This is a genomic window from Sphingomonas antarctica, from assembly GCF_965137005.1.
GTDB classification, from domain to species: domain Bacteria; phylum Pseudomonadota; class Alphaproteobacteria; order Sphingomonadales; family Sphingomonadaceae; genus Sphingomonas_O; species Sphingomonas_O antarctica.
The window spans coordinates 176,008-199,209 of sequence record NZ_CBCRXM010000004.1 but is presented as its reverse complement, the minus strand read 5'-3'; the positions used below and the strand labels follow the sequence as shown (position 1 = coordinate 199,209).

Genomic DNA, 23,202 nt, shown 5'->3' with positions numbered 1-23,202 from the left:
TCAGCGCAGTGCGAGCGTGACCGGCCGCGCCGTCACGTTCTGCGCCCAATCGTGCGTCCAGACGTCGTCGCCGAACTGGTTCTGCACGACCGCATTGCCGAGCGCCATCACGCGCTCGACGGCTTGCTGCGCTTCCGCTGTACGCCCGGCGTGTTTCTGAAGAATGGCGATGTTGAGCCACGCGGTCTCGTCGCCCGGCGTCGCCGCAACACGCGCCTGATACTGCGCAAGCGCCCCAGCCGTGCGTTCGCCGGTCACCGTGAGCGAGTTATCCACAGGCTGAGCAACGGCCGGGGACAATGGCATTATGATCGATACGCCGAGGGCAACTACCGCAAAAACAGCATTCCGCATGAGACGTCCCCTATCGTTATTGGGGAAAGCTATGCCTCTGTTTCACTAAAGTGAAGTGAAAATGTCATCGAAATGTCATTTTCTCTTTCCGCCCTTGTGACGGATGCCGGCGGGGCGACCGCGCTTGCCCATCGCGGGCCGCCGCCCGTCGCCCACTGGCCGACGCGGCGCCGACCCACCTTCGGGCAATTCGAAACGCAGCGATCCGCTGATCGGATCGGCCTCGGCCAGCCGCAACGGCAGGGTCATGCCCGACGCATATCGCGTGCCGCTATGGTCGCCGATCAATGTCCGCGCGCCTTCGTCGAAGCGATAATAATCGTCGCCCAGCGTCGAAACCGGCACCAAGCCATCACCACCGATACCGTCTACGGTTGCGAAGAACCCGAAACTCGCGACGCCCGTGATCCGCGTTTCGAGCACCGTCCCGACACGTTCGGAAAGATAGGCCGCGACATAACGATCAACCGTCTCCCGCTCTGCCTCCATCGCGCGGCGCTCGGCGGCGGAAATCGCTTCGCCGATGCGCGGCATCGACCCCGCTTCGTCGTCGGTCAGCCCGCCGGGGCCGAGCGCATAGCTGCGCACCAGCGCGCGATGGACGATCAGATCGGCATAGCGCCGGATCGGCGACGTGAAGTGCGCATAACTCCCCAATGCGAGCCCGAAATGGCCCAGATTGGCGGGCGCGTAATAGGCTTGGGTCTGCGTCCGCAGCACTTGCTCCATCACCTGTTGCCGGTGCTCAGCATCGCCGACCAGTTCGAGCAGCCGGTTGAACGTCGCGGGCGTGACGACTTGCCCCAGCGCGAAATTGACGCCGAAGGTGGCGAGATAATCCTTGAGCGTGACCAGCTTTTCGCGGCCCGGCACCTCGTGGACACGGTACATGACAGGCGATTTCTTGGCTTCGAGCGCCTTCGCCGCGGCGACGTTGGCCGCGATCATGAAGTCTTCGATCAACCGGTGCGCGTCGAGGCGTTCGCGGACGGCGACGCTGGTGATGCGCCCCGCGTCGTCGATCTGCACGCGGCGTTCGGGCAGGTCGAGGTTCAGCGGCGCGCGATTGTCCCGCGCCTTGGCCAGCAACGCCCAGGCCGACCACAAATCCTTCAGGTGCGGCTCGGCCTCGCCCGCATCCATGCGCCGCTGCGCCTCTTCGTAAGCCAGGTTTTCGCTCACCCGGATTTTCGCCCGCGTGAAACGCCATGACGCCAGCTTCCCCGCCTTGTCGATGACGAGATGGCAGGCGAGCGCCGCGCGATCCTTCCCTGCTTTCAGCGAGCAGATGTCCGCCGATAATTCCTCGGGCAGCATGGGCACGACGCGGTCGGGGAAATAAGCACTATTGCCGCGCTTGCGCGCTTCGCGGTCGAGCGGCGATCCGGTGCGGACGTAGAACGACACATCGGCGATCGCGACGATGGCGTCGAACCCGCCATCGTCGCGCGGCGACGCCCACACCGCATCGTCATGGTCACGCGCGTCGATCGGGTCGATCGCGACGATCGGCAGATGCCGCAGATCCTCTCGTTCGCCGAGATCGAGTTTGGCAACCTTGTGCGCTTCCTCGATCACGTCCTCGCCGAATACGTGCGCCAGGCCGTATTTGTGGATCGCGATCAGGCTGAAACTGCGCGGGGCGAATGGATCGCCCAGCACTTGCGTGACCCGCGCGGTGATCCGCGGTGGCCGCCCGGCTTTTTCCGCCAGCACCAGATCGCCGTCGCGCGCATCGCCCAGATCGGAGATCATCGTCTCGCGCCGCTCGCGCTTGTCGACGGGTTTCAGGTACGCCCGCTCGCCCTCCTTACGCACCACGCCGAGCATCATCTCCTCGCCTCGCGCGAGTTTCTTCATCGGGTGGGCGACCAGACCTCTGCCGGCCTCTTCCGTCCGCGCCAGAATACGGTCGCCGATCCCTAGCGCTGTCCGCCGCCCCTTCTCGACCACGCGTAGCCGTGGCGGCGGACCATCGCCTTGCCACTGGTCGGGCACCGCGAACACGCTATCGCCATCGCTGTCGACGACGCGCAGCACCGTCACCTTGGGCACCCCGCCCATCTTGTGGAACGCGCGGCCCGGCGCGGCGTCGATCAGCCCTTCATCGGCCATATCCTTGAGCAGCACCTTCAATGCGATCTTGTCCGCACCGTGCAACCCGAAGGCGCGGGCGATTTCGCGCTTTCCCGCCGGTTGATCCGACGACGCGATGAAATCCAGAATTTGCTGACGCGAAGGCATGCCGATGGGTTTGCGCATCTTGCCCATCTAGGGAGCGCAGGCGTTGCCGTCGATGCGCCGCGCCATTAGCGAGGCCGACATGAGAATCGGGAGGAATATCGATGCGTCTGTTTGCCGCTGTCTTGCTGCTGTCCACCGCCACCCCCGCGCTCGCCGCGTCGTTCGACACCGCGCCGCGCCTCAACCCGGCATCGGCTGACGAAGCCAAGGCCAATTGCGACCAGTTCCTCAACGAAGCCGTGCGCCTGCGCACCGCGTTCGAGACGGGCAAGCCGACCGGCGCCTACGCCACCGCGCACGAATTCGACGAGATTCAGCGCTTCCTCGACGATGGCGGCAACGACGCCGGCATGCTCGCTGAAATCGCCCCCGACGATGCCCGCCGCAACGCTGGCCGCGCCTGCCAAGCGCGTGCCTCGGACGCGCAGGACGCGTTGTATCTGTCGGTACCGGCTTATAAGCGGCTGAAGACCATCGACGGCAAACGGCTCGACGCCGCGGGTCAGGTCGCCCTCACCCGCGCACTCGGCCAATATGATCGCAACGGCGTGTCGCGCGACGAGGCAACCCGCGCCAAGGTGACGGCGCTGAAAAGCCGGATCAACGAACTCGGCATCGAGTTCGACAAGGCGATTGCCGACGGCCGCAAGACCGTCACCGCCAAGCCCGAGGATCTGGCCGGCCTGCCCGCCGACTTCATCGCCGCGCACAAGCCCGGCGCCGATGGGCTGGTGACCATCTCGACCGATTATCCCGATCTCGGCCCGGTCATGTCCTACGCGCAGAATGAAGACCTGCGGAAGCGGCTCTATTTCGCCAACCTGACCCGCGCCTATCCGGGCAATGACGCGATCCTGACCGAACTGTTCGCCAAGCGTGACGAACTCGCCAAACTCCTCGGCCGTCCCGACTTCGCCACGCTGGCGCTCGAGGACAAGATGATCGGCACGCCGACCAAGGCGCGGGAATTCCTCGCGCAGATCGACACCGCGGCCAAGGACGCCGCAACGCGCGACTTCGGCAAGATGCAGGCGCGTTATGCCCTGTTCAACCCCGGTGGCCAGATCAATCCGTGGAGCACCGGCTACGTCCAGCAGCTGATCCGCAAGGAAGCGTACACCGTCGATCCGCAGGAGGTGCGCCAGTATTTCGCATACAACAACGTCCGCGACGGCATCCTGCAATGGACCCGCGACCTGTTCGGCGTGGAAATCAAGCCGTGGAAGACCGCGACCTGGGATCCGTCCGTCGAACCGTATGAAATGTACCAGGACGGCAAGCTGATCGGCCAATTCTATTTCGATACGCACCCGCGCCCCGGCAAATATAATCACGCCAATGTCGTGCCGATCCGCATGGGCATTACCGGGCGGCAAATCCCGACCTTCGCGCTGGTGACGAACTTCCCCGCCGGCGATCACACCACCGGCCTGATGGAGCACCGCGACGTGGAAACGTTCCTCCACGAATATGGCCATCTGATCCACGGCATCTTCGCGGGACAGCAGAATTGGGAAGGCGCCAACCCGTTCAACATCGAATGGGATTTCGTCGAGGCGCCCTCGCAAATGCTCGAAAACTGGGTGTGGGATTACGGCACGCTCAGCAAATTCGCGGTCGACAAGAACGGCAAGACCATCCCGAAGGATTTGGTGGAGCGGATGAACAAGGCCCGGTATTTCGCGGAAGCCTATGGCGATCGCCGCCAGTTGGGCCTGTCGAACATCAGCCTCGGTTTCCACTCGGGTCCGCCCCAGGCCGACCTGAGCGCCGAAGCGCGCGAACTCGACCGGCCCTACACCTTCATGCCGTACCCCGAAGGCACGCACATGCAGGACAGCTTCGGCCACCTCAGCGGCTATAGCGCGTTTTATTACACCTACATGTGGTCGAAGGCGATTGCGGTCGACATGTACAGCCGCTTCGAAAAAGACGGCCTACGCAACACCAAAACCGCCGCCGCGTATCGCGCCGCGGTCCTCGCGCCCGGCAGTTCGAAGCCCGCCGCCGAACTGGTTTCGGGCTTCCTCGGGCGTCCGTTGTCGGTCGAGGCGTACAAGGCGCGATTGGCGAAAGGCAACTGACGAAACGCTGTCCTACAGGCGAGCGGATATGCGATGAGCCTTATATGCTGATCTCATCCTCACCGGCACGAACAATCGCGGAAAATTGCGGTGTGGCACGTGTGAACCGTGTGAATCGCTGGGCCGTTCGCGCATGACATTAGCAGATGTGAATCGTGTGAACCGGTCGGTGGATCTGCTCGTCGTCGGCGGGGGAATCAACGGCACCGCGATCGCCCGCGAAGCCAGTTTGCACGGGTTGAACGTGCTGCTGGTCGAGCGCGACGACCTTGCCAGCCACACCTCCTCCGCCTCGACCAAGCTGATCCATGGCGGGCTGCGCTACCTCGAATATTACGAGTTCGGGCTGGTGCGGGAGGCGCTGCAGGAACGAGAACGGCTGCTCAAGGCCGCGCCGCATCTGATCCGCCCGATGCATTTCGTGCTGCCGCATGAGCATTCGGTCAGACCGTGGTGGCTCGTGCGGCTCGGCCTGCTGCTGTACGACACGATCGGCGGCCGGAGTTCGCTGCCGCGTGCGCGGGGCCTGCGGAAGACCGACGCGAAATATCTCGCCCCCCTGAAGCGCAAGGGCAGCGGCTTCGTTTATTCGGATGCGTGGGTCGACGATGCCCGCTTGGTCGTTGCCAATGCCGTGGACGCGCATGCGCATGGCGCCGAAATCGCCACGCGCACCGCATTGGTTTCGGCGCGACGCGACGGCGGCGTGTGGCGTGCCGACCTGTCTGGTGGCGGGACGGTCGAGGCGCGGATGCTGGTCAACGCCGCCGGTCCGTGGGTTGCCGAAACTCTCGGCCTGACCGGCGCGAATGCGAAAGCGGGGGTGCGGCTGGTCAAGGGCAGCCATATCATCGTCCCCAGCCTGTTCGACGGTGACCACGCGTATATGTTGCAGCAGCCCGACAAACGCATCGTCTTCGCCATCGCTTACGAACATGGCTTCACCCTGATCGGTACGACCGACATCGCAGTCGAGCGACCCGAGGATGCGCGGATCAGCGACGATGAGATCGCCTATCTGTGCGACGCATCCAACCGGTATTTCACGACGCAGATCGCCGCGTCCGACGTCGTCCACACCTATTCGGGGGTCCGCCCGCTTTACGACGACGGCGCCAGTGAAGCCAAAGCGGTCACGCGCGACTATGTCCTCGAACTCGACACCAATGGCGCGCCGGTCCTGAGCGTGTTCGGCGGCAAGATCACTACCGCGCGGCATCTGGCCGAGGAAGCCTTGGCCAAACTCGGCTTCGACAAGCCCGTCTCTCGCAATGCCCCCTTCCCCTACGAGCCAATCCCGGTGGGCGGTGATGATTTTGGGGGCGGCCTGACTGCCGAGGCCATCGACTGGTATCGCGACAAAGAATGGGCGGTCAGCGCCGAGGATATATTGTGGCGCCGCACCAAGGTCGGCCTGCACATGACGCCTGCACAGCGCGATCGCGTCGCGGCTTACATGGAACCATCGCATGCCGGCTGAATTGCTCGCCATCGACCAAGGCACGACCTCGAGCCGCGCGATCCGCTTCGACCTCGACGGTCGCCCGCTGCAGACCGCGCAGCGCGAGTTCGCCCAACACTACCCCAGACCGGGCTGGGTCGAGCATGACGCCAACGAAATCTGGGAGACCACTCTCGCCACCGCGCGCGAAGTGATGAGCGATGACGTCAAGGCGATAGGCATCACCAACCAGCGCGAAACCGTCGTGCTGTGGGATCGCACCACCGGCAAGCCGGTCCACAACGCCATCGTCTGGCAGGACCGCCGCACCGCCGATTTGTGCGACGCGCTCAAGGCCGACGGACTTGAACCGATGGTTCAGGGGAAGACCGGCCTCGTCCTCGATCCTTATTTCTCGGCGACCAAGATCAAGTGGTTGCTCGACGCCGTTCCCAACGCGCGTGAAAACCGCGATCTCGCAATCGGCACGATCGATAGCTTCCTCCTGTGGCACCTGACTGGCGGCAAGGTCCACGCGACAGACTGGACCAATGCCGGGCGGACGATGCTCTATGATATCCACGCCCGCGCCTGGGACGCCGAACTTCTTAGCCTGTTCGACATCCCCGAATGGCTGCTGCCCAAGGTGCGCGACAATGTCGCGGAGTTCGGGGACACTGATCTGTTCGGCCGCTCAATTCCCATCCTCGGTATGGTGGGTGATCAACAGGCGGCACTGGTCGGTCAGGCCTGTTTCGAACGAGGCATGGTCAAGTCGACCTACGGCACCGGCTGCTTCATGCTAATGAACACTGGCGACCCGGTGGCGTCGCAAGCGCGACTGCTAACCACGCCGGCTTATGCCATCGGCGATCAGCGCGCCTACGCCCTCGAAGGTTCGATCTTCGTCGCAGGTTCGGCGATCAAGTGGTTGCGTGACAAGCTGAAATTGATCGACGACGCCGCCGAAACCGAAGCTCTCGCGAAATCCGCGCGCGCCGATCATGGCATCACCGTCATCCCCGCGTTCGTCGGCCTCGGTGCGCCGCATTGGCGCGCCAATCTGCGCGGCTCGATCCACGGCTTGACGCTTGACACGACCGACGCCGACCTTGTCCGCGCGACCCTCGAAAGCATCGCCTTCCAGACCCGCGACCTGACCGACGCCATGAAGGCGGACGGCGCAACCAAGCCTTCTGCGCTACGTATCGACGGCGGCATGTCGCAAAACGGCTGGTTCGCGCAATTGCTGGCGGACGTTCTCGATACGCCGGTCGAACGCCCCGCCAGCCACGAAACCACCGCACTCGGCGCCGCCGCACTCGCAGGCATCGGCGCTGGTCTCTACAGCGACGCTGCGGATTTCGGTCGTCGCTGGCAGGCCGGCGCGCGCTGGGAACCGCAATTGCCCGCCCAAGACCGCGATACGATGCTCGACAACTGGAAAGCCGTCCTCGAACGCGCGCTCGCTCAGTAAGTCCGCCCGATCAGGACACGCTCGACCGCAGGCGCCCCGGTGAACAGGCATGTGCCCTCCGCCGCCGGACCATCGACCGGCGTGTTGCGCACGGTGAGCTTGAGGCTCTTCAGCCGCTCGACGACCTTTTCTAGCTCGGCCCCCTCGGGCCGCGACCAACCCGTCGAGACCCAGCCCTTCACCTCGTCCTCACCGCCCTTGAAATAGGCGGCAATTTCGTCCCAGCTCGTCACCGGCTTGATCGCCGCATCGCGCCGCGTCTTCGCCGTCTCGAACAGCCCCTGCTGCATCGCCTCGAGCAATGCAGGCACGGCCGACAGTTCGCCACGCGGCATGATCCGCGATGCGAGCTTACCACCCTCGCCGTACAGCGCATCGCGGCGCAACAAGCTGACATTGCCACCCGCCATATCCCGCGGCCCTATTTCCAGGATGATCGGCGCGCCCTTCTTGACCCAGTTCCACCGCTTGGTGCTCGCCTTCACGGCCTTGATGTCGAGTAACACGCGCACCGGCTCACGCAGCGCGGTCATCGCGCGCAATTCGCCAGCGATCTCCTGACAATAGACCAGCAACGCATCGTCCTCGGGCGCATCGCGCAGCATCGGCACGATCACCACCTGCTGTGGCGCAATCGCCGGCGGCAGGCGCAGGCCGTCATCGTCGCCATGCGTCATGATGACGCCACCGATCAGCCGCGTCGACACGCCCCAACTGGTCGTCCACGCATGCGCCAGTTCGCCGTCCTTGTCCTGAAAGCGGATGTTCTGCGCCTTCGAAAACGTCTGGCCGAGCATGTGACTGGTGCCGGCCTGCAAAGCTTTGCCGTCCTGCATCATCGCTTCGATCGAATAGGTGTTGTCGGCGCCCGGAAAGCGTTCGTGCGCGGGCTTTTCGCCAGCGACCACCGGCATTGCCAGCACGTCTTCGGCAAACGCGCGATAGACTTCGAGCATCTTCAGCGTCTCTTCCACCGCCTCCGCTTTCGTCGCGTGCGCGGTATGCCCTTCCTGCCACAGGAATTCGCTCGTCCGCAGGAACATGCGCGTCCGCATTTCCCAGCGGACGACATTGGCCCATTGGTTGATCAGCACCGGCAGATCGCGCCACGATTGCACCCATCGGCTCATCGCCGCACCGATCACGGTTTCGGAGGTCGGCCGAACGATCAGCGGTTCTTCGAGTTTTGCCGCGGGATCGGGGGTCAATCCGCCCTGCCCATCTGAAATCAACCGGTGATGCGTGACCACCGCCATTTCCTTGGCAAAGCCTTCGACATGCTCGGCCTCCTTGGCGAAATAACTCAGTGGAATGAATAGCGGGAAATAGCAGTTCTCATGACCTGTCGCCTTGATCTGGTCGTCGAGCAGCCGCTGGATGCGTTCCCAGATGCCAAAGCCCCAGGGACGAATGACCATGCAGCCGCGCACGCCGGAATCCTCGGCGAGATCGGCCTCCGCAATGACGGCCTGATACCAGGCGGAGAAATCCTGGGCGCGGGTAATGTTGAGGGCGTGTTTCATCGTCGCGCGCTTTCGCCCGACTTGCGCCCGCCCGCAAGGGCGCTCTAGCGGCCACAATGTGACTGACGCACACTCCGATCGCCATTTGCTGGGCATATTGTGGCGGCTAGCGGCGATGGCTTTGCTCTCGGCCATGTATGCCGCGACCAAGGTTGCCGAAGCGCGCGGTGTTTCGCTGTGGGAACTGCTTTGGGCGCGTCAGGTTTTCGCTTTGCCCATCATTGCTGGTCTGGTCGCCGCAGGTCCTGGCTTTGCGTCCGTAAGAACGACGCGTATGAAGTCGCATGCCGTACGCAGTGCGATGGGCATGTTTGGCGTTGTGCTCAATTTCAGTTCGGTCGCGATGCTGCCGTTGGCGGAGGCAACGACGCTCAGTTTCACCGTACCGATGTTCGGGACGTTGCTCGCCGCAATGGTGCTCAAGGAGCGCGTTGGTATCCACCGCTGGGGCGCTGTAGTGGTGGGGTTCATCGGCGTGCTGATCGTCACGCAGCCGGGCTCAGGGCACTTGCCAGTGCTCGGCGCCAGCATCGGCATCGCGGCCGCGTTGTCAGTCGCCGGAACCTCGTTGATGATCCGCGATCTCGGACGAACGGAGGTGCCACTGACCACTGTGTTCTGGTTCACTTCGATATCGGCCGTGACGATGAGCCTAGCGGCGCCTTTCGTGCTTCACCGCCACGATCCGGGCGATTGGGCGATCATGGTGCTGGTCGGTGTCACCGGAGGCCTCGCGCAGGTCGCAGTGACGTCATCGCTGCGCCACGCGCCCGTCTCCACGGTGCTGCCGATGGATTATTCGGCGCTGATCTGGGCGAGCCTGCTCGGCTGGCTGTTGTTCGGCGCCTTGCCTGGGCAGAGCACTTGGCTCGGCGCGCCGGTCATCGTGGCGAGCGGCCTGTATATCGTCTGGCGCGAGCGGGTGCGCCATCGCCTCATCGCCATTGCCGCCGGTCGCGACGAATAATCTAGTCCTTGCGGCCCGGCCGCCGCTCCTCCGCCGTGCGCAACACTTCGAACGCGGCTTGCACCGACTGAAATCGCACCGCTGCCTGCGCATCGCCGGGCGTCACATCGGGGTGATTGGCCTTGGCCAAGCGACGCCATGACGCCTTGACCGCCTCGAACTCTGCATCGCTTTCGAGCTCCAGCACCGACAGCGCGCGCATTTCGTCACGGCTGCGCGTGCCATCGCCCTCCATGCCCCAGCCATAATGTTTGGCGTTGGCGAAGCCCGATGCATCGCGCAGGTCGTCCGCCTCACGCTTGGCAGCGTCTTCGGCGCTCAAGCCTTCGAAATAATTCCACCCCTGATTATATTCGGTCACATGCTGCAAGCAGAAATACCAACGCTCCGGGCTGTTGGGCGATTTCGGCGCGGGCCGATCGCCCGGTGCGGTGCAACCATAGCGATCGCAGATACGGACCTTGGTCGCCTCCTGCCCGGCACCATAGCCGCGCCAGCGGGGAAATCCCCAATCCACCGATCGTCCCGAACGCGCCATGTGTCTTCAAATAGTCCTTGAACGAAAAAGTGCCAGAAGGCCTGTAAGCCGGGTTCTGTCCGCCCCGAAGGGCTGGGCAACCATTCCTCTAGGCGACGCATTACTGCGCCGCTCCAGCAATCAACCCGGACGACGGACCCGAGCCGGGCCATGTGCCATCCCTATTCGATCTTGCTCCCGGCGGGGTTTACCTTGCCAGCCCTGTTACCAGGACCGCGGTGCGCTCTTGCCGCACCCTTTCTCCCTTACCGTGCCGAGGCCCGGCGGTCTGCTTTCTGTGGCACTGTCCCTTGAATCGCTTCAGCCGGGCGTTATCCGGCGCCGTTGCTCTGTGGAGCCCGGACTTTCCTCCCCCGTCTGCACGGCGGCGGCTGCCCGGCCTTCTGGCACGTCCGCGCCTTACTCCTCGCCCTGCGGCTTCGGCAAGAGCAGCGCAAGCAGGATGGCGCGACATTCGCCGTCGATCGTCCCGTCGAGCAATTCGGGGCGGAAACGCCGCTGAAACGCGACGGTCGCAGCCAACGGGTCGCTGACGTCGTAACCAAAGCGCTCGAGCGCCAGCAGGAACCCGGCATCGCCCCATGCCGGATCGATCAGGCTCTTGGTCGGGCGCGGTAACGCTAGTCTGAGCTTGGCGAGCCGGTTCCACGGGAACAACTCGCCAGGATCCTGCTTGCGCGAAGGCGCGATGTCCGAATGGCCGACAATATTACCGCGCGTGATGCCGTACCGTTTGACAATTTCGGCGACCAACGGGACCACCGCGTCGATCTGCGCTTCGGGAAATGGCCGATAGCCGAATTCGTGACCCGGATTGCAGATTTCGATGCCGACCGACGCAGAATTGATGTCGGTTGTCCCGCGCCAGTAACTTTTCCCCGCGTGCCATGCGCGCTTGTCTTCTGCGACAAGTCGCATGATTTGCCCGTCCTCGGCGACCAGATAGTGCGAGGAAACCTTCGCCTCCGGGTCGGTCAACCGCGCAACGGCCTCGGCGCATGTGGGCATGCCGGTATAATGGAGGACAAGCATCGTGACCGGCGCAGTGCGCGCGTCGAAATTGGGCGACGGCGTTTCGATGATGCGCAGATCGGCCATGCGTGCTCCATAACGCAGCCCAGCCGACCGGCAAGGTCACGCAGCGACGCTGAGCGCCTCATTGGCCATGTAGCACCCCTTGAGCATTGGATGCGGGCGGAAGTGACCCGTCTGTCCCAGCACCGTTTCGCCGGCGCCGAGCACCAACAACCCGCCCGGTGCCAGCGCGGCGGCCATCCGGTCGAAGCCCCGTGCGCGGTCGATCGTGGAAAAGTACATCAGCACGTTGCGGCAGAGGATCAGGTCGAACCGGCCGGGCGGCGGATCGAATAGGTGATGCTGGAGAAACCGTACGCGACGCCTGAGCTCCGCGCTGGCATGCCATTCCTCGCCCTCTTCGCGAAACCAGCGCAGCATCTGACGGATCGGCAGCCCGCGCTGAATCTCGAAGCGTGAGTAGCGCCCCGCTTTGCCGCGCGAAATAGCTTCGGCAGACACATCGGTCGCGACCACGGAAACGTCCCAATCCTTGAAATGCTCGTCCTCGGCCGTGGTCATGGCCAGCGAATACGGTTCCTGCCCCGTCGAACAGCCGGCCGACCAGATGCTGAGTTTCTTTAGCGGTCGAGTCTTGGCCAGCGCCGGCAGGACATCACGACCGATTGACGCAAAAGCTTCGCGGTCGCGGAAAAAGCTCGTCTCGTTGTTCAGCAGTGCTTCGACCACTCGCGTCGCCAGCGAGAAATCGCCGACGTACAAGCGTGCCGTCAACGCGTCGAGCGATGTGCAGTCGAGCTCGCGCATCAATGGACGCAGCGAGGTATCGATTCGCCAGGCACGCGAGGGCAAGAGCTGCTGGCCGGTGCGTGCCTCGATCAATGCGCCGAGAATACGGTGCGCTGCGCCATAATCGGTCATGCCGGTAGCCTCCCGACAAAACGCGCCAGAGCAGCGGGAGTGTCGAGACGACTGGCAAGTCCCGCGCGTGCCACAGCGCCCGGCATGCCCCAAATGGTGGCCGATCCCGCGTCCTGTGCCAGCACATGAGCACCAGCTTCGACCATCGCGCGCGCGCCGCAGCTGCCATCGCTACCCATGCCGGTCAGGACGACGGCCAGCGCTTCTTGTCCACAAGTTGCGGCGATATCGGTCAGCATAATGTCGAGCGAGGGGCAACAGCGCGACGCTACGACGTTGTCGCGCAAGACCACACGCAATGCGGATGTGACGCCGGTCAGTCCGAGATGTGCGTCGCCCGGCGCAACGGTGATCGTCCCCGGCCGGATCGGTTGCCCGTCGATTGCCACGCGCGCCAGACGGCTGGTGCGCTGCGCCAATTGCTGAGTGAAAAAGGGTACGAAGGCCGTTGGGAGATGCTGGGTGATCAGGATCGGAACCTCAAAATCCTCCGGCAACGCGGTGATGAACGACTCGAGAGCATGGATACCCCCGGTCGATGCACCCAGCGCCAGTAACCGCGGACGGGTCATTGGTGACGGCCTCAAGGCGACCGGCTCGCGCGTAACCGACGCGCGTGCGCGCCTACCGCGTGCCAACGCCATGGCACGACCGACCAGCAGAGCCTCGAATGCGGCATTGAAGCCGGAACTGGGCTTTTCGAGCGTGTCGGCGGCACCAAGCGCCAAACTGCGCACCGTCGCCTCGGCACCCGCTTTAGCGGCGGACGATACGATCAGAATAGGCGCGCCATTCGCCGCCGCGATCAGCGCAGGCATGGCGGAGAGGCCGTCGATGCCCGGCATGTTGATGTCGAGCATGATGACGTCGGCACGATTGAATTCCAGCCAAGCGATCGCGTGCGCGGCGCCCGCAAACGACGCTGCGCTCCGCAACCCATCTGCCCGCTCGATCATCCGTGTCAGCGCAGTACGAACGACCGCGGAATCGTCGATCACGACGACATCCGCAGGCCGAGTCACAATTGGGGCGGTCAGTGCCGTCGCCATCGTCAGCGGCTTTAAAGCGCGCCGACGATCTGGAGCTTGCTTTCAAGCGTATCGCGGTCGAACGGCTTCATGATATATTCGTCAGCCCCCGCCTCGATCGCTGCGCGAATATGCGCGCCCGAATTCTCGGTGGTGCAGAACACGACCTTCGGTTTGTCAGGATAGGCCATGGCGCCGAGCGCCCGCAGAAAATCCATTCCGCCCATCACCGGCATGTTCCAGTCGAGCAGGACGACGTCGGGTCGTTTGCCGGCGCACACTTCCAATGCTTCGGAACCATCGGCAGCTTCCTCGACGCTGAATTCGAGCGTCTCCAAGATGTGACGCGCAACTTTGCGGATGACCTTGGAATCATCGACCACCAGGCACGTCTTGGACATTGTGTATTCCTGTTGCTGTATGCGCCGACCCTAAACCGAAGGCGTCACTGACCGGTTAATCCGCAGCAGTGACGATCGCGCCGATATCCAGGCTGAGTGCGATGATGTTCTCCGCTTCGACCGTGCCACGCGCGGCGCGAGCCCAATTGGCGCTGAGCCCCGGGGGAATGTGTGCAGAGGCACTGAGCGGCGTGGTCACCTCCTCGACGGCATCGACCAGCAGGGCGTAGCGGTGCTTGTCGCGTGCCACGACCAGCGCGCGCCGACTGCCCATTTCTCCCGCTTCGCCCGACAATGCTGCTGCAACGTCAATTACGGTCAGAACGTGACTGCGCACCGCCGCGAGACCGCGCACATGCGGCGGCGCGAGTGGCACGGGGACGATCTCACCGAGGTCGATCACGGCCTCGACTCCGCTGGCATCGAACGCAACGCGCCGGTCGCCGATGCGCGCAAAGACCGCGAGCTCCGTCATGCCGCAAACCTCCGGTTGGTCGGGACCGCCGGTTCGAGCAGCGGCACGCCCTGCCCGTCGATCAGGATCAGTCCTTCATAGCCTAGCGTTGCCACACGCGTGACCGAGTCGATCGGCACGAGATCGCGCACCGCCGCAACGGGCCATGCGACCGGCCCATCGGGCGTGTTGATGCGCAGAGTCACCACCATGCCATTGTCGGGGAGCGCGCCCTCGACGATCGCCGGAATCATCGCGCCGTCGATCGTAACGAAATTTTCGTCTCCGACCGCGATGAAGGACGCGCGGGCGATATCTTCGATGCGGGCCACATAACTGGCGCGCACCGAGGCGACCGCGCCATCGAGCCGTTCGAACTGAAGCGCCGACGGACGGCGCACGGCCATCGGTTCGAGGACAGCAGCAGTACGCCGTTCGCCGCGCGCAATGCCCGCCGCCGCCGCGACCCCAAGTGCGTCGAGCAAGAGCAGGGGCTGACCGTCGTCAGACAGGCTTTGGCCCGCGAACAGACGGCTCGCCGCCCCAGGGGCAAGTGGGCGCGCCACCAGCTCTTCATGTTCGAGCGCAGCGTCGACCGGGAGCGCAAAGCGCGCACCCCCGGTCTCGATGATCACCAAGCGAGTCGGCGTCTGTTCGGGCAACCGCAGCAGTGTCGCCAGCGGCGCGACCGACAGCAGCGTACCGCGTACCGAGGCGATGTGGCTGTCGCCGATCGCTTCGTAGCGCACGCTGCTGCTCCCAATCGCGACCACCTTATCGATCGCCGCGCGTGGGATGGCAAAGCGCTGTCCCCCGGCTCGAACAATAAGACAGGTCAGAATCGACAGTGTCAAAGGCACGCGGATCAGCACGGTGAGGCCTTGGCCGGGCCGGTTGTCGAGACTGACACTGCCGCCGATCCCCTCGATGTTCGAGCGAACAACGTCCATCCCGACGCCACGGCCGGATACATCGCTGACTTGCGCGGCGGTGCTGAAGCCCGGTTCGAAAATCAGATTCGCGGCGTCGCCCAGAGGCGGCGCGATGTTGAGCACGCTGGCCTTTTCGATCAGGCGGGTGACGTCGATGCCGCGACCGTCGTCGCTGATCGCGATGGTTACCTGATTGCCGCTCTGGCGCGCGGCGACGTGGAGAGTGGCACGCTGAAGTTTTCCGACCTTGCTACGGTCGATCTCTACACCGTGGTCGATCGAATTACGGACGATGTGCGTCAGCGGATCCTTGAGTGCCTCCACCATTTCACGGTCGATTTCGACATCGTCGCCTTCGATGATCAGATCGACGTCCTTGCGCAGCGAAGCAGCCGTGTCGCGGACGAGGCGCGGAAGGCCACGAAACAGGCGCTCGATCGGCTGAAGCCGGGCGCGCCCGATACTGTCGCGCAGTTCGCCGACGACATTGGTGAGCGGCGTCAGGCTGGCGGTATATTCAGCATCATCGCGGACGCGGCGCGCCAAGTCGTTACGCGCGAGCACGAGGTCGGAAACTTGCGCCATAATTGTTTCGAGGAGGACGACCGGCACGCGGATCGTCGAGGATGCCGTACTGGGCGCTGCGACCACCTTTTCGGGGATTGATGCCTCATCGGATCCGGCACCGTCGAGGGCCGCAAGCAGGGGCTCGTCGGTTGCGAGATCGGGGATGACGCCGGTTTCGATACCTTCGACCAGCTGCGCGATATGGTCGATCAGGCGGAGCATGGCGTTGACAAGGCACCGGTCGGGCGTCCGCGTGCCGTCGCGAGCCGCCGCCAGAATTTCCTCCGCCGCATGCGCCAAGCCTCCGATGCGTGGCTGGTCGACGAAGCCGCAACTGCCCTTGATCGTGTGGACCAGACGGAACACTGCATCGATCGTCGCACGGTCGTCGGGATTGCCCTCCCACGCCAGCAAGTGGCTGCCAACGCCTTCAAGCATTTCACGCGTCTCCGCGACGAATTCCTGCGTTAGTTCATCGATTTCGGGTGCGCCCATGACCGTGCTCGTTGCACGATCGGAGTTAAGATGCGGCTAAACGCGGCCCAGTGTAGCCCCGAACAACAGCACGCCGTCTTCCGGCGAGACGACCTGCGCATGACCGCCGCTGGCCGCGGTCAGCGAATTGACCAGCCAGGCGGGCGCCAGTTTCGGCGTCGGCGTGGCGTGGCCGCCGGTCAGGGTCGCAGCGACCTCGGGGTCAAGTACCAACCGCGCGCCCTCTGCCCTAATCACCAGTTCGGTCGTATTCCCACCGGTTTCTGCCCCCACAGCGACGCGCCCGCCGCGAACCAGCGCCTCGCCAGCGAGCAATGCGAGATTGAGCATGACCTTGATCGCCGCCTTGTCGAGACTTGCATCCTCAACGAGCCAGTCGACCGCGATCTTGCCATCGTTGGTGAGCAAGCCCTCGATCGCCGAACGCGCTTCGCCGGTATCGACGCGGTCGCCGAAACCGCCCGCCGCACCAAAGGCCAGGCGAAAGAATTTGAGCTTGTTGGCGGACACCCGCGCGCTGTCGCCGAGCAAGCCCATGATCTGCCCGCGCGTTGCGTCGTCATTTTCGTCGGCAAGCAATTCCAGGCCGTTGGCCATCGCTCCGACCGGGCTCAACAGGTCGTGACACAGCCGCGAACAGAACAGGCTGGCGAGATCGATCGGGTCTGACGTCATGCCAGAATGCTCAATTTGCCGCTTTGGCGAGGCGGGTCTGGTTGCGGAAACGCCATGTGACCGTGCCTGCCGGCATCACTTCCTTCACGGCAATCACGACGTCGCCATCACGCGTCTCGGTCGTCCTGATCTGGGCCGCTTTGTCGCCATCCTCGCCCGCGCGTTCGTAAATGACTGTCCAGTGCGCCGCGTCGGTGAACCGCTGCGTCGACACGCGGTCGGTTTCATTTTCGACCGGACGGCCCTTGCGCAGAGAAGCCGTGGTCACCGTGCCGCCCGTCGAGTCGTAAAGACTTGCCGACGTGATGTAGACCTGGCCCACCTTTGGACCGTCGTCGAAAGCCGAAATCCGCAGCACCGTCACCGTATCCGGCAAGGCAAGAATTTCGGTTTTTACCGCCAGTTCGAACAGTTTGTCGCTCTGATAATCGCGGTAACCGAGCGCTCCGACCCACTTGCCAGCCAGACCCGCCTGCAACACCGCAGGAGCGGGTGACAGCGTTGCTGCCATCGGCGCGCCGGCGAGCGCACCAGCCAGGAGCAGCAAACAGATCAAGCGGCCGCTTTATCCTTCGAATAGACGCGGACCGGTTCCTTGGTCCCGGCGACGACATCCTTGTCGATCATCACTTCGTCGACGCCGTCCATGCCGGGCAGGTCGAACATGGTGTCCAGCAAGATCGTTTCGAGGATCGAGCGCAAGCCACGCGCGCCGGTCTTTCGCTCGATGCCCTTCTTGGCGATCGCGGCGAGCGCTTCGTCGGTGAAGCCGAGCTCGACGTCCTCCATTTCGAACAGTTTGCGATACTGCTTGACCAAGGCGTTCTTCGGCTCGGTCAGGATTTTCACCAGCGCATCGGTGTCGAGGTCCTCGAGCGTCGCGATCACCGGCAGGCGACCGACAAATTCAGGAATCAAGCCGAATTTGAGCAGATCCTCAGGCTCGGTCGATTGCAGGATCGCACCGGTGCGACGCTCGTCCGGCGCGGCAATATGTGCGCCAAAGCCCATCGATTTGCCTTCGAGGCGATCGGAAATGATCTTTTCCAGCCCCGAAAACGCGCCGCCGCAGATGAACAGGATGTTCGTCGTGTCAACCTGCAGGAATTCCTGCTGCGGATGTTTGCGGCCGCCCTGCGGTGGCACCGAAGCGGTGGTGCCTTCCATCAGTTTGAGCAGCGCCTGCTGAACACCCTCACCCGACACGTCGCGCGTGATCGACGGGTTTTCAGCCTTGCGCGAAATCTTGTCGATCTCGTCGATATAGACGATGCCGCGCTGCGCCCGTTCGACGTTGTAATCGGACGCCTGGAGCAGTTTCAGGATGATGTTCTCGACATCTTCACCGACATAACCGGCCTCGGTGAGCGTCGTCGCATCGGCCATCGTGAAAGGCACATCGAGTATCCGCGCCAGCGTCTGCGCGAGCAACGTCTTGCCGCAGCCGGTCGGCCCGACGAGCAGGATGTTCGACTTGGCGAGTTCGACATCGGCGCCCTTGGCACCGTGATTCAGCCGCTTGTAATGGTTATGCACCGCGACCGAGAGGACACGCTTCGCCTTTTTCTGGCCGATGACATAATCGTCGAGCACGTCGCAGATTTCCTGCGGCGTCGGCACGCCCCCGTCCTTCTTGCTGACCAACGCCGCCTTGGTCTCTTCGCGGATGATGTCGTTGCACAGGTCGACGCATTCATCGCAGATGAACACCGTCGGCCCCGCAATGAGCTTGCGCACCTCGTGCTGCGACTTGCCGCAGAACGAGCAATAAAGCGTCGACTTCGAGTCCGAACCGCTGAGTTTCGTCATTCAAACCTGTCCTGTCGGGGCGAGCAAGCCCGCCGCCATGTTACTGTAATGACCTTAACGGGCAATGGCGAATTTTCGTCCCCGACCGCCCTTAAGGTGACAAAGGTGACACACCGTCTACCGATGTTACGCGGTTGGTGGCGTGATGCCATCCTCGGTTGCCGCGGGCCGCTTGTCGTAAACTTTGTCGATCAAACCAAACTTCAGGGCTTCGTCGGCCTCTAAGAAATTGTCGCGGTCCATAGCGCGCTCGATCTCCTCGATCGTCTTGCCGGTGTATTTGGCATAAAGCGTGTTGAGGCGATGACGCATGCGGAGGATTTCCTTCGCCTGGATTTCGATATCCGACGCCATGCCCTGCGCGCCGCCCGAAGGCTGATGGATCATGATGCGGCTGTTAGTCAGCGCAACGCGCTTGCCCGGCTCACCCGCCGCCAGAAGGAAACTGCCCATCGATGCCGCCTGACCGATGCACACCGTGCCGACTTCGGGACGAACATATTGCATCGTGTCGTGAATCGCGAGACCCGCCGTCACCACGCCGCCCGGCGAGTTGATGTACATGTAAATGTCCTTCTTGGGGTTCTCGGACTCCAGGAAGAGCAATTGCGCGGTGATGAGCGAGGCCATTTGGTCCTCGACCCCGCCGACGATGAACACGATCCGTTCGCGCAACAGACGCGAATAGATGTCGAAGCTGCGTTCGCCGCGGCTCGACTGTTCGATGACGATGGGAACGAGGCCGCCGATAATGTCGGCGTGGTCTGGCGTGCTCATGAAAAGTCCTTAGTTTTGCCCTGCCGCCTATGTTGGCGGTCGCAGCGAGCGGTTCAAGCCCCGTTTACGAAACCGATCCGGGCGCCGGTTGGGCGAGATAGGCGAGCCGCTTGGCCTCACGTCGACCGCGCACCACCGTATCGAGGATCAGGCCGGTGAAGAGACTGAGCGCCGAGAGCAGCACAAGGCCGGTGGCGAGGATCGCCGTCGGGAAGCGTGGAACCAGGCCGGTCGCGGCGTAGGTTACGGCGAGGGGTTCGGCGAGAACCAGCGCGGCAACGAGCAGCAACAATGCAAAACCGCCGAAGAAAGCGAGCGGTCGTTCAAGTCGGAACAGCATCGCGATCGTTTTCAGGATTCGCCAGCCGTCGCCATAAGTGTTGAGTTTCGACACCGAACCTTCGGGCCGCGCGGCATAAGCTGTCACGACTTCGGCGACGGGCATGCGCATTTCGAGCGCGTGGACGCTGATTTCGGTTTCGATCTCGAAACCCGATGACAGCAACGGGAAGGATTTGACGAAGCGGCGCGAGAAGACGCGATAGCCGCTGAGGATGTCGGTGAAGCTGCGCCCGAAGGTCCAGGCGAGCATCCCCGTCAGCAGGCGGTTACCGAGGCGGTGACCCCGGCGATAGGCGGCCTCGATCTCGGATTTCCGCGCGCCGACGACCATGTCCAGGCGTTCGTCGAGCAAACGCCGGACGAGTTCGGGTGCGGCGGCCGCCTCATAGGTCGCGTCCCCGTCCGCGAGGATGTAAATGTCGGCATCGATGTCGGCAAACATGCGACGGACGACGTGTCCTTTGCCCTGCATCCGTTCGGTGCCAACCGTCGCCCCTGCCCCGCGCGCCACCGCGACGGTACCGTCGGACGAGTTGTTGTCGTAAACATGGATCACCGCGTCGGGCAGCGCCGCGCGAAAATCCGCGACGGTCCGCGCGATCGCCGCCTCCTCATTATAACATGGCAGGAGGACGGCGATCTTCATGCGCGGAATCGCTTAGGCTTTCTTCGCAGCTGCCTTCTTGGCAGGCGCCTTTGCCGCCGGAGCCGCCTTCTTTACCGGTTCGGCCTTCACCGCGTCGTCCACAACAGCCTTCTTCGCAGCGGGCTTTTTGGCGGCAGGTGCCTTCTCTGCAGGAGCAGCCTCAGCCTTTTCAGCCTTGGGCGCAGCGGCTTTCTTGGCAGCAGGCTTTTTAGTCTGCTTTTCGTCATGATCGTGGCCGCAGCCGGGACCATGGACGTGCCCACCGGTATCGTCTTCCTCGATCGCCGCTTCGAGTTCGGCGCGCGATGACGTGCGGTCAGTGATCTCGGCCTTGCTGAACAGGAAATCGACCACCTTGTCCTCGTACAGCGGCGCCCGCAGCTGCGCGGCGGCCATCGGTTCGTTCTGGACATACTGCACGAAGCGCTCGCGCTCCTTGGGATCATATTGCTGCGCGGCTTGGGCGATCAGGCGCTGCATTTCCTGGTTGGAAACCTCGACGCCATTGGTCTGGCCGATTTCACTCAGCAACAGGCCGAGGCGCACGCGACGCTCGGCGATGCGGCGGTAATCGTCGCGTTCGGCTTCCATTTCGGCCAAGGCCGCCGCAGGATCGGCTTCGTGGCTCGCTTCATGCTCCAGCTGACGCCAGATCTGGTCGAATTCGGCTTCGACCATCGACGGCGGCACGTCGAAGCTGTGACCCTCGGCCAATTGGTCGAGGAGTTTGCGCTTCATGTGCGTGCGTGTGAGTCCGTTCAGTTCCTGCTCCGCCTGACCCTTGAGCAGGCCCTTGAGCTGCTCGAGACCCTGCAGGCCGAGCGATTTGGCGAACTCGTCGTCGATCTTCGCTTCTGCGGCAGTACGGACTTCGTTGATCACCAGGTCGAAGGTCGCGGGCTGACCGGCGAGATCCTTGACGTTGTAATCGGCGGGGAAACTGACGTTGATCGTCTTTTCGTCGTTCGCCTTCACGCCGACCAATTGATCCTCGAAGCCCGGGATCAGGCGACCGGTGCCGATTTCGACTTCCATGCCCTGTCCAGTGCCGCCGTCGAACGCCACACCGCCGACTTTGCCGACAAAGTCCATGACGACGAGGTCGCCAATGACCGCTTTGTGCTTGGCCGGCGCGGCTTCGAACCGCTTATTGCTGCCCGCCAGCTGTTGCAACTGGATATCGATCGCCGCGTCATCGGCTTCGACGGTCAGACGCTCGAGTTTGAGACCGTCGATCGACGGCGTCGGCACCTGCGGAAGGACTTCGAGCGCGATGCTGACCTTGGCATCCTTGCCGGGTTCATAGCCGTCGCCTAATTCGACCGAAGGCTGCATCGCGGGGCGCAGGCCATTGTCGCCAATGACCTTTTGCACGCCATCCTGGATCGCGGTGTTGAGCGCATCCTGCATCAGCGAGGGGCCGTGCATCTTCTTGACCAGGTTCGCGGGAACCTTGCCGGGGCGGAAACCGGGCATACGGATCTGCGGCGCGACCTTGGTCACTTCCGCATCGACACGTGCCTCGATCTCCTTGGCGGGGATGGTCAATGTGTAGGCGCGCTTCAGGCCTTCGTTCACAGTCTCGGCGATCTTCATCGGTTTTCTTCGTCTTTCGTTTCGTTCGACCTCGGTCACGACCCCTTCGCATACGCTCGGGAGTGACCGCGCCGAACCCGTCCGCCGGACAGGTTCAAGTCGTGGTCACTGGTGCGGGCGAAGGGACTCGAACCCCCACATCTTGCGATACCAGAACCTAAATCTGGCGCGTCTACCAGTTTCGCCACGCCCGCGGCCGGACTGTTCGGCAAGCGCGCGGCCTTAGCAGCGAGGTCGCGAAAGGCAAGGGAGCGCAGATGCCGGGTCGCGCGTTATCTTTCCTGCAAAGGAGAAGTTACATGGCGACCATTCCTCCCCCCGACCCGCAGCCTGACACCGGCCCGGTCGAAACCCCGCAGCCGAGCGCACCGCCCGCGGAAGTTTCGCCCATGCCCGGCGACGTCGACGTCCCCGATCCGGGCGCGGCCTGACCGATCAGTTGTTGTAACGGTAAAAGCGTTCGTTGCCGACAAAGCCGAATTTCGAAACACCGCTGCGCTTCACCGTCGCGAGCACGTGATCGACGGTGTCGAAGCGCGCGGCAGCTTCGGGCTGAAAATGCAATTCGGGTTCGGGCGTCATTGCACGCGTCCGGTCGAGATACGTGCCGAGCGTCGTCAGATCGATCGGTGCGCCGTTCCAGCCAATAATGCCGGAGCGGCTCACGGTCAGGGTGTTGACGACCGGGTCGGGCGATGCCGGCAACGGATGCGTAACGCCCGGCAAGTCGATTTTGACCGCGTGCGTTTGCAGCGGGATCGTCACGATGAACATCACGAGCAGGACGAGCATCACATCGATTAGTGGCGTCGTGTTCAGTTCCATGAGCGGTTGATCGTCGGCACGTGACATTGCCATAGCCATCGGACATCTCCTTGCAGGAAATGTGATGATGT

Annotated in this window: 22 protein-coding genes, 1 tRNA gene and 1 other RNA gene; 5 read left to right on the top strand and 19 right to left on the bottom strand. The window is 63.4% G+C overall.

Going from position 1 to position 23,202, the window contains the following annotated elements; genetic code table 11:
* Together ACM9ME_RS06485 and rnr are read right to left on the bottom strand one after the other, a co-directional pair.
* Window positions 1–354, bottom strand: coding sequence for a hypothetical protein (locus ACM9ME_RS06485; RefSeq protein WP_415642620.1), 354 nt, complete (start codon window positions 352–354; stop codon window positions 1–3).
* Window positions 355–429: 75 nt separating this feature from the next.
* Window positions 430–2,625: a ribonuclease R gene (rnr, locus tag ACM9ME_RS06480; protein WP_415642619.1), complete on the bottom strand. Its 2,196-nt coding sequence runs from the start codon at window positions 2,623–2,625 to the stop codon at window positions 430–432.
* Window positions 2,626–2,699: 74 nt separating this feature from the next.
* On the opposite strand from rnr, the gene ACM9ME_RS06475 reads away from it, so the two are divergent.
* The 3 genes from ACM9ME_RS06475 to glpK all read left to right on the top strand — a co-directional run bounded on the left by ACM9ME_RS06475 (window position 2,700) and on the right by glpK (window position 7,600).
* Window positions 2,700–4,682: a M3 family metallopeptidase gene (locus ACM9ME_RS06475; protein WP_415642618.1), complete on the top strand. Its 1,983-nt coding sequence runs from the start codon at window positions 2,700–2,702 to the stop codon at window positions 4,680–4,682.
* A gap of 169 nt (window positions 4,683–4,851) precedes the next feature.
* Window positions 4,852–6,162, top strand: coding sequence for a glycerol-3-phosphate dehydrogenase (gene glpD / locus ACM9ME_RS06470; RefSeq protein ID WP_415642617.1), 1,311 nt, complete (start codon window positions 4,852–4,854; stop codon window positions 6,160–6,162).
* Window positions 6,152–7,600: a glycerol kinase GlpK gene (gene glpK / locus ACM9ME_RS06465; protein WP_415642616.1), complete on the top strand. Its 1,449-nt coding sequence runs from the start codon at window positions 6,152–6,154 to the stop codon at window positions 7,598–7,600. The genes glpD and glpK overlap by 11 nt, the downstream gene beginning before the upstream one ends.
* Here glpK and proS read toward each other — a convergent pair.
* A complete protein-coding gene (gene proS, locus ACM9ME_RS06460; protein WP_415642615.1) occupies window positions 7,594–9,123 on the bottom strand; it encodes a proline--tRNA ligase in 1,530 nt (509 codons plus the stop codon). The two genes, glpK and proS, sit on opposite strands and share 7 nt — an antisense overlap.
* A 58-nt stretch (window positions 9,124–9,181) precedes the next feature.
* Between proS and ACM9ME_RS06455 the strand changes: the two genes are divergently transcribed.
* Complete coding sequence (locus ACM9ME_RS06455) at window positions 9,182–10,090, top strand: DMT family transporter (protein WP_415642614.1); 909 nt, start codon at window positions 9,182–9,184, stop codon at window positions 10,088–10,090.
* 1 nt (window position 10,091) lies between these two features.
* On the opposite strand, the gene ACM9ME_RS06450 is transcribed toward ACM9ME_RS06455, so the two are convergent.
* The 15 genes from ACM9ME_RS06450 to ACM9ME_RS06380 all read right to left on the bottom strand — a co-directional run bounded on the left by ACM9ME_RS06450 (window position 10,092) and on the right by ACM9ME_RS06380 (window position 22,500).
* Window positions 10,092–10,628, bottom strand: coding sequence for a J domain-containing protein (locus ACM9ME_RS06450; RefSeq protein ID WP_415642613.1), 537 nt, complete (start codon window positions 10,626–10,628; stop codon window positions 10,092–10,094).
* A 28-nt stretch (window positions 10,629–10,656) separates the two neighbouring features.
* Window positions 10,657–11,015: RNase P RNA component class A (rnpB, locus tag ACM9ME_RS06445), an RNA gene on the bottom strand.
* 12 nt (window positions 11,016–11,027) lie between these two features.
* Window positions 11,028–11,726: an N-acetylmuramoyl-L-alanine amidase gene (locus ACM9ME_RS06440; RefSeq protein WP_415642612.1), complete on the bottom strand. Its 699-nt coding sequence runs from the start codon at window positions 11,724–11,726 to the stop codon at window positions 11,028–11,030.
* A 36-nt stretch (window positions 11,727–11,762) separates the two neighbouring features.
* On the bottom strand, window positions 11,763–12,584 hold the full coding sequence (locus ACM9ME_RS06435) for a CheR family methyltransferase (RefSeq protein WP_415642611.1): 822 nt from the start codon (window positions 12,582–12,584) through the stop codon (window positions 11,763–11,765).
* Window positions 12,581–13,582, bottom strand: a complete 1,002-nt coding sequence (locus ACM9ME_RS06430; RefSeq protein ID WP_415642610.1) for a chemotaxis protein CheB — start codon at window positions 13,580–13,582, stop codon at window positions 12,581–12,583. Before ACM9ME_RS06430 ends, ACM9ME_RS06435 begins: the two co-directional genes overlap by 4 nt.
* Before the next feature lie 62 nt (window positions 13,583–13,644).
* The gene (locus tag ACM9ME_RS06425) at window positions 13,645–14,013 is read right to left on the bottom strand and encodes a response regulator (RefSeq protein WP_415642609.1); all 369 of its coding nucleotides are present in this window, start codon (window positions 14,011–14,013) and stop codon (window positions 13,645–13,647) included.
* A gap of 55 nt (window positions 14,014–14,068) precedes the next feature.
* A complete protein-coding gene (locus ACM9ME_RS06420; protein WP_415642608.1) occupies window positions 14,069–14,488 on the bottom strand; it encodes a chemotaxis protein CheW in 420 nt (139 codons plus the stop codon).
* Window positions 14,485–16,461: a chemotaxis protein CheA gene (locus tag ACM9ME_RS06415; RefSeq protein ID WP_415642607.1), complete on the bottom strand. Its 1,977-nt coding sequence runs from the start codon at window positions 16,459–16,461 to the stop codon at window positions 14,485–14,487. Before ACM9ME_RS06415 ends, ACM9ME_RS06420 begins: the two co-directional genes overlap by 4 nt.
* A 36-nt stretch (window positions 16,462–16,497) precedes the next feature.
* Window positions 16,498–17,136, bottom strand: coding sequence for a histidine phosphotransferase family protein (locus ACM9ME_RS06410; protein ID WP_415642606.1), 639 nt, complete (start codon window positions 17,134–17,136; stop codon window positions 16,498–16,500).
* Window positions 17,137–17,146: 10 nt separating this feature from the next.
* On the bottom strand, window positions 17,147–17,692 hold the full coding sequence (locus tag ACM9ME_RS06405; RefSeq protein WP_415642605.1) for a hypothetical protein: 546 nt from the start codon (window positions 17,690–17,692) through the stop codon (window positions 17,147–17,149).
* A complete protein-coding gene (gene clpX / locus ACM9ME_RS06400; RefSeq protein ID WP_415642604.1) occupies window positions 17,689–18,945 on the bottom strand; it encodes an ATP-dependent Clp protease ATP-binding subunit ClpX in 1,257 nt (418 codons plus the stop codon). The genes ACM9ME_RS06405 and clpX overlap by 4 nt, the downstream gene beginning before the upstream one ends.
* 126 nt (window positions 18,946–19,071) lie before the next feature.
* Window positions 19,072–19,722, bottom strand: a complete 651-nt coding sequence (gene clpP, locus ACM9ME_RS06395; protein ID WP_415642603.1) for an ATP-dependent Clp endopeptidase proteolytic subunit ClpP — start codon at window positions 19,720–19,722, stop codon at window positions 19,072–19,074.
* A gap of 64 nt (window positions 19,723–19,786) precedes the next feature.
* Window positions 19,787–20,710, bottom strand: coding sequence for a glycosyltransferase family 2 protein (locus ACM9ME_RS06390; protein ID WP_415642602.1), 924 nt, complete (start codon window positions 20,708–20,710; stop codon window positions 19,787–19,789).
* 12 nt (window positions 20,711–20,722) lie between these two features.
* Window positions 20,723–22,306 (bottom strand): trigger factor, encoded by a 1,584-nt coding sequence (gene tig, locus ACM9ME_RS06385; RefSeq protein ID WP_415642601.1) that lies wholly within the window; start codon window positions 22,304–22,306, stop codon window positions 20,723–20,725.
* A 109-nt stretch (window positions 22,307–22,415) separates the two neighbouring features.
* Window positions 22,416–22,500, bottom strand: a tRNA-Leu gene (locus ACM9ME_RS06380).
* A gap of 105 nt (window positions 22,501–22,605) precedes the next feature.
* On the opposite strand from ACM9ME_RS06380, the gene ACM9ME_RS06375 reads away from it, so the two are divergent.
* Window positions 22,606–22,737, top strand: coding sequence for a hypothetical protein (locus tag ACM9ME_RS06375; protein WP_415642600.1), 132 nt, complete (start codon window positions 22,606–22,608; stop codon window positions 22,735–22,737).
* A gap of 4 nt (window positions 22,738–22,741) precedes the next feature.
* On the opposite strand, the gene ACM9ME_RS06370 is transcribed toward ACM9ME_RS06375, so the two are convergent.
* Window positions 22,742–23,170, bottom strand: coding sequence for an ExbD/TolR family protein (locus ACM9ME_RS06370; RefSeq protein WP_415642599.1), 429 nt, complete (start codon window positions 23,168–23,170; stop codon window positions 22,742–22,744).
* Window positions 23,171–23,202: the final 32 nt, after the last annotated feature.

Excerpts from the sequence above, each read along its gene's own strand:
- ACM9ME_RS06410 (WP_415642606.1), bottom strand. The coding sequence starts at position 17,136 with ATGACGTCAGACCCGATCGATCTCGCCAGCCTGTTCTGTTCGCGGCTG.
- rnr (WP_415642619.1), bottom strand. The coding sequence starts at position 2,625 with ATGGGCAAGATGCGCAAACCCATCGGCATGCCTTCGCGTCAGCAAATT.
- ACM9ME_RS06450 (WP_415642613.1), bottom strand. The coding sequence starts at position 10,628 with ATGGCGCGTTCGGGACGATCGGTGGATTGGGGATTTCCCCGCTGGCGC.
- ACM9ME_RS06440 (WP_415642612.1), bottom strand. The coding sequence starts at position 11,726 with ATGGCCGATCTGCGCATCATCGAAACGCCGTCGCCCAATTTCGACGCG.
- proS (WP_415642615.1), bottom strand. The coding sequence starts at position 9,123 with ATGAAACACGCCCTCAACATTACCCGCGCCCAGGATTTCTCCGCCTGG.
- ACM9ME_RS06485 (WP_415642620.1), bottom strand. The coding sequence starts at position 354 with ATGCGGAATGCTGTTTTTGCGGTAGTTGCCCTCGGCGTATCGATCATA.
- ACM9ME_RS06420 (WP_415642608.1), bottom strand. The coding sequence starts at position 14,488 with ATGACGGAGCTCGCGGTCTTTGCGCGCATCGGCGACCGGCGCGTTGCG.
- ACM9ME_RS06475 (WP_415642618.1), top strand. The coding sequence starts at position 2,700 with ATGCGTCTGTTTGCCGCTGTCTTGCTGCTGTCCACCGCCACCCCCGCG.
- ACM9ME_RS06370 (WP_415642599.1), bottom strand. The coding sequence starts at position 23,170 with ATGGCTATGGCAATGTCACGTGCCGACGATCAACCGCTCATGGAACTG.
- tig (WP_415642601.1), bottom strand. The coding sequence starts at position 22,306 with ATGAAGATCGCCGAGACTGTGAACGAAGGCCTGAAGCGCGCCTACACA.
- glpK (WP_415642616.1), top strand. The coding sequence starts at position 6,152 with ATGCCGGCTGAATTGCTCGCCATCGACCAAGGCACGACCTCGAGCCGC.
- ACM9ME_RS06375 (WP_415642600.1), top strand. The coding sequence starts at position 22,606 with ATGGCGACCATTCCTCCCCCCGACCCGCAGCCTGACACCGGCCCGGTC.
- ACM9ME_RS06390 (WP_415642602.1), bottom strand. The coding sequence starts at position 20,710 with ATGAAGATCGCCGTCCTCCTGCCATGTTATAATGAGGAGGCGGCGATC.
- ACM9ME_RS06415 (WP_415642607.1), bottom strand. The coding sequence starts at position 16,461 with ATGGGCGCACCCGAAATCGATGAACTAACGCAGGAATTCGTCGCGGAG.
- clpX (WP_415642604.1), bottom strand. The coding sequence starts at position 18,945 with ATGACGAAACTCAGCGGTTCGGACTCGAAGTCGACGCTTTATTGCTCG.
- ACM9ME_RS06435 (WP_415642611.1), bottom strand. The coding sequence starts at position 12,584 with ATGACCGATTATGGCGCAGCGCACCGTATTCTCGGCGCATTGATCGAG.
- ACM9ME_RS06425 (WP_415642609.1), bottom strand. The coding sequence starts at position 14,013 with ATGTCCAAGACGTGCCTGGTGGTCGATGATTCCAAGGTCATCCGCAAA.
- clpP (WP_415642603.1), bottom strand. The coding sequence starts at position 19,722 with ATGAGCACGCCAGACCACGCCGACATTATCGGCGGCCTCGTTCCCATC.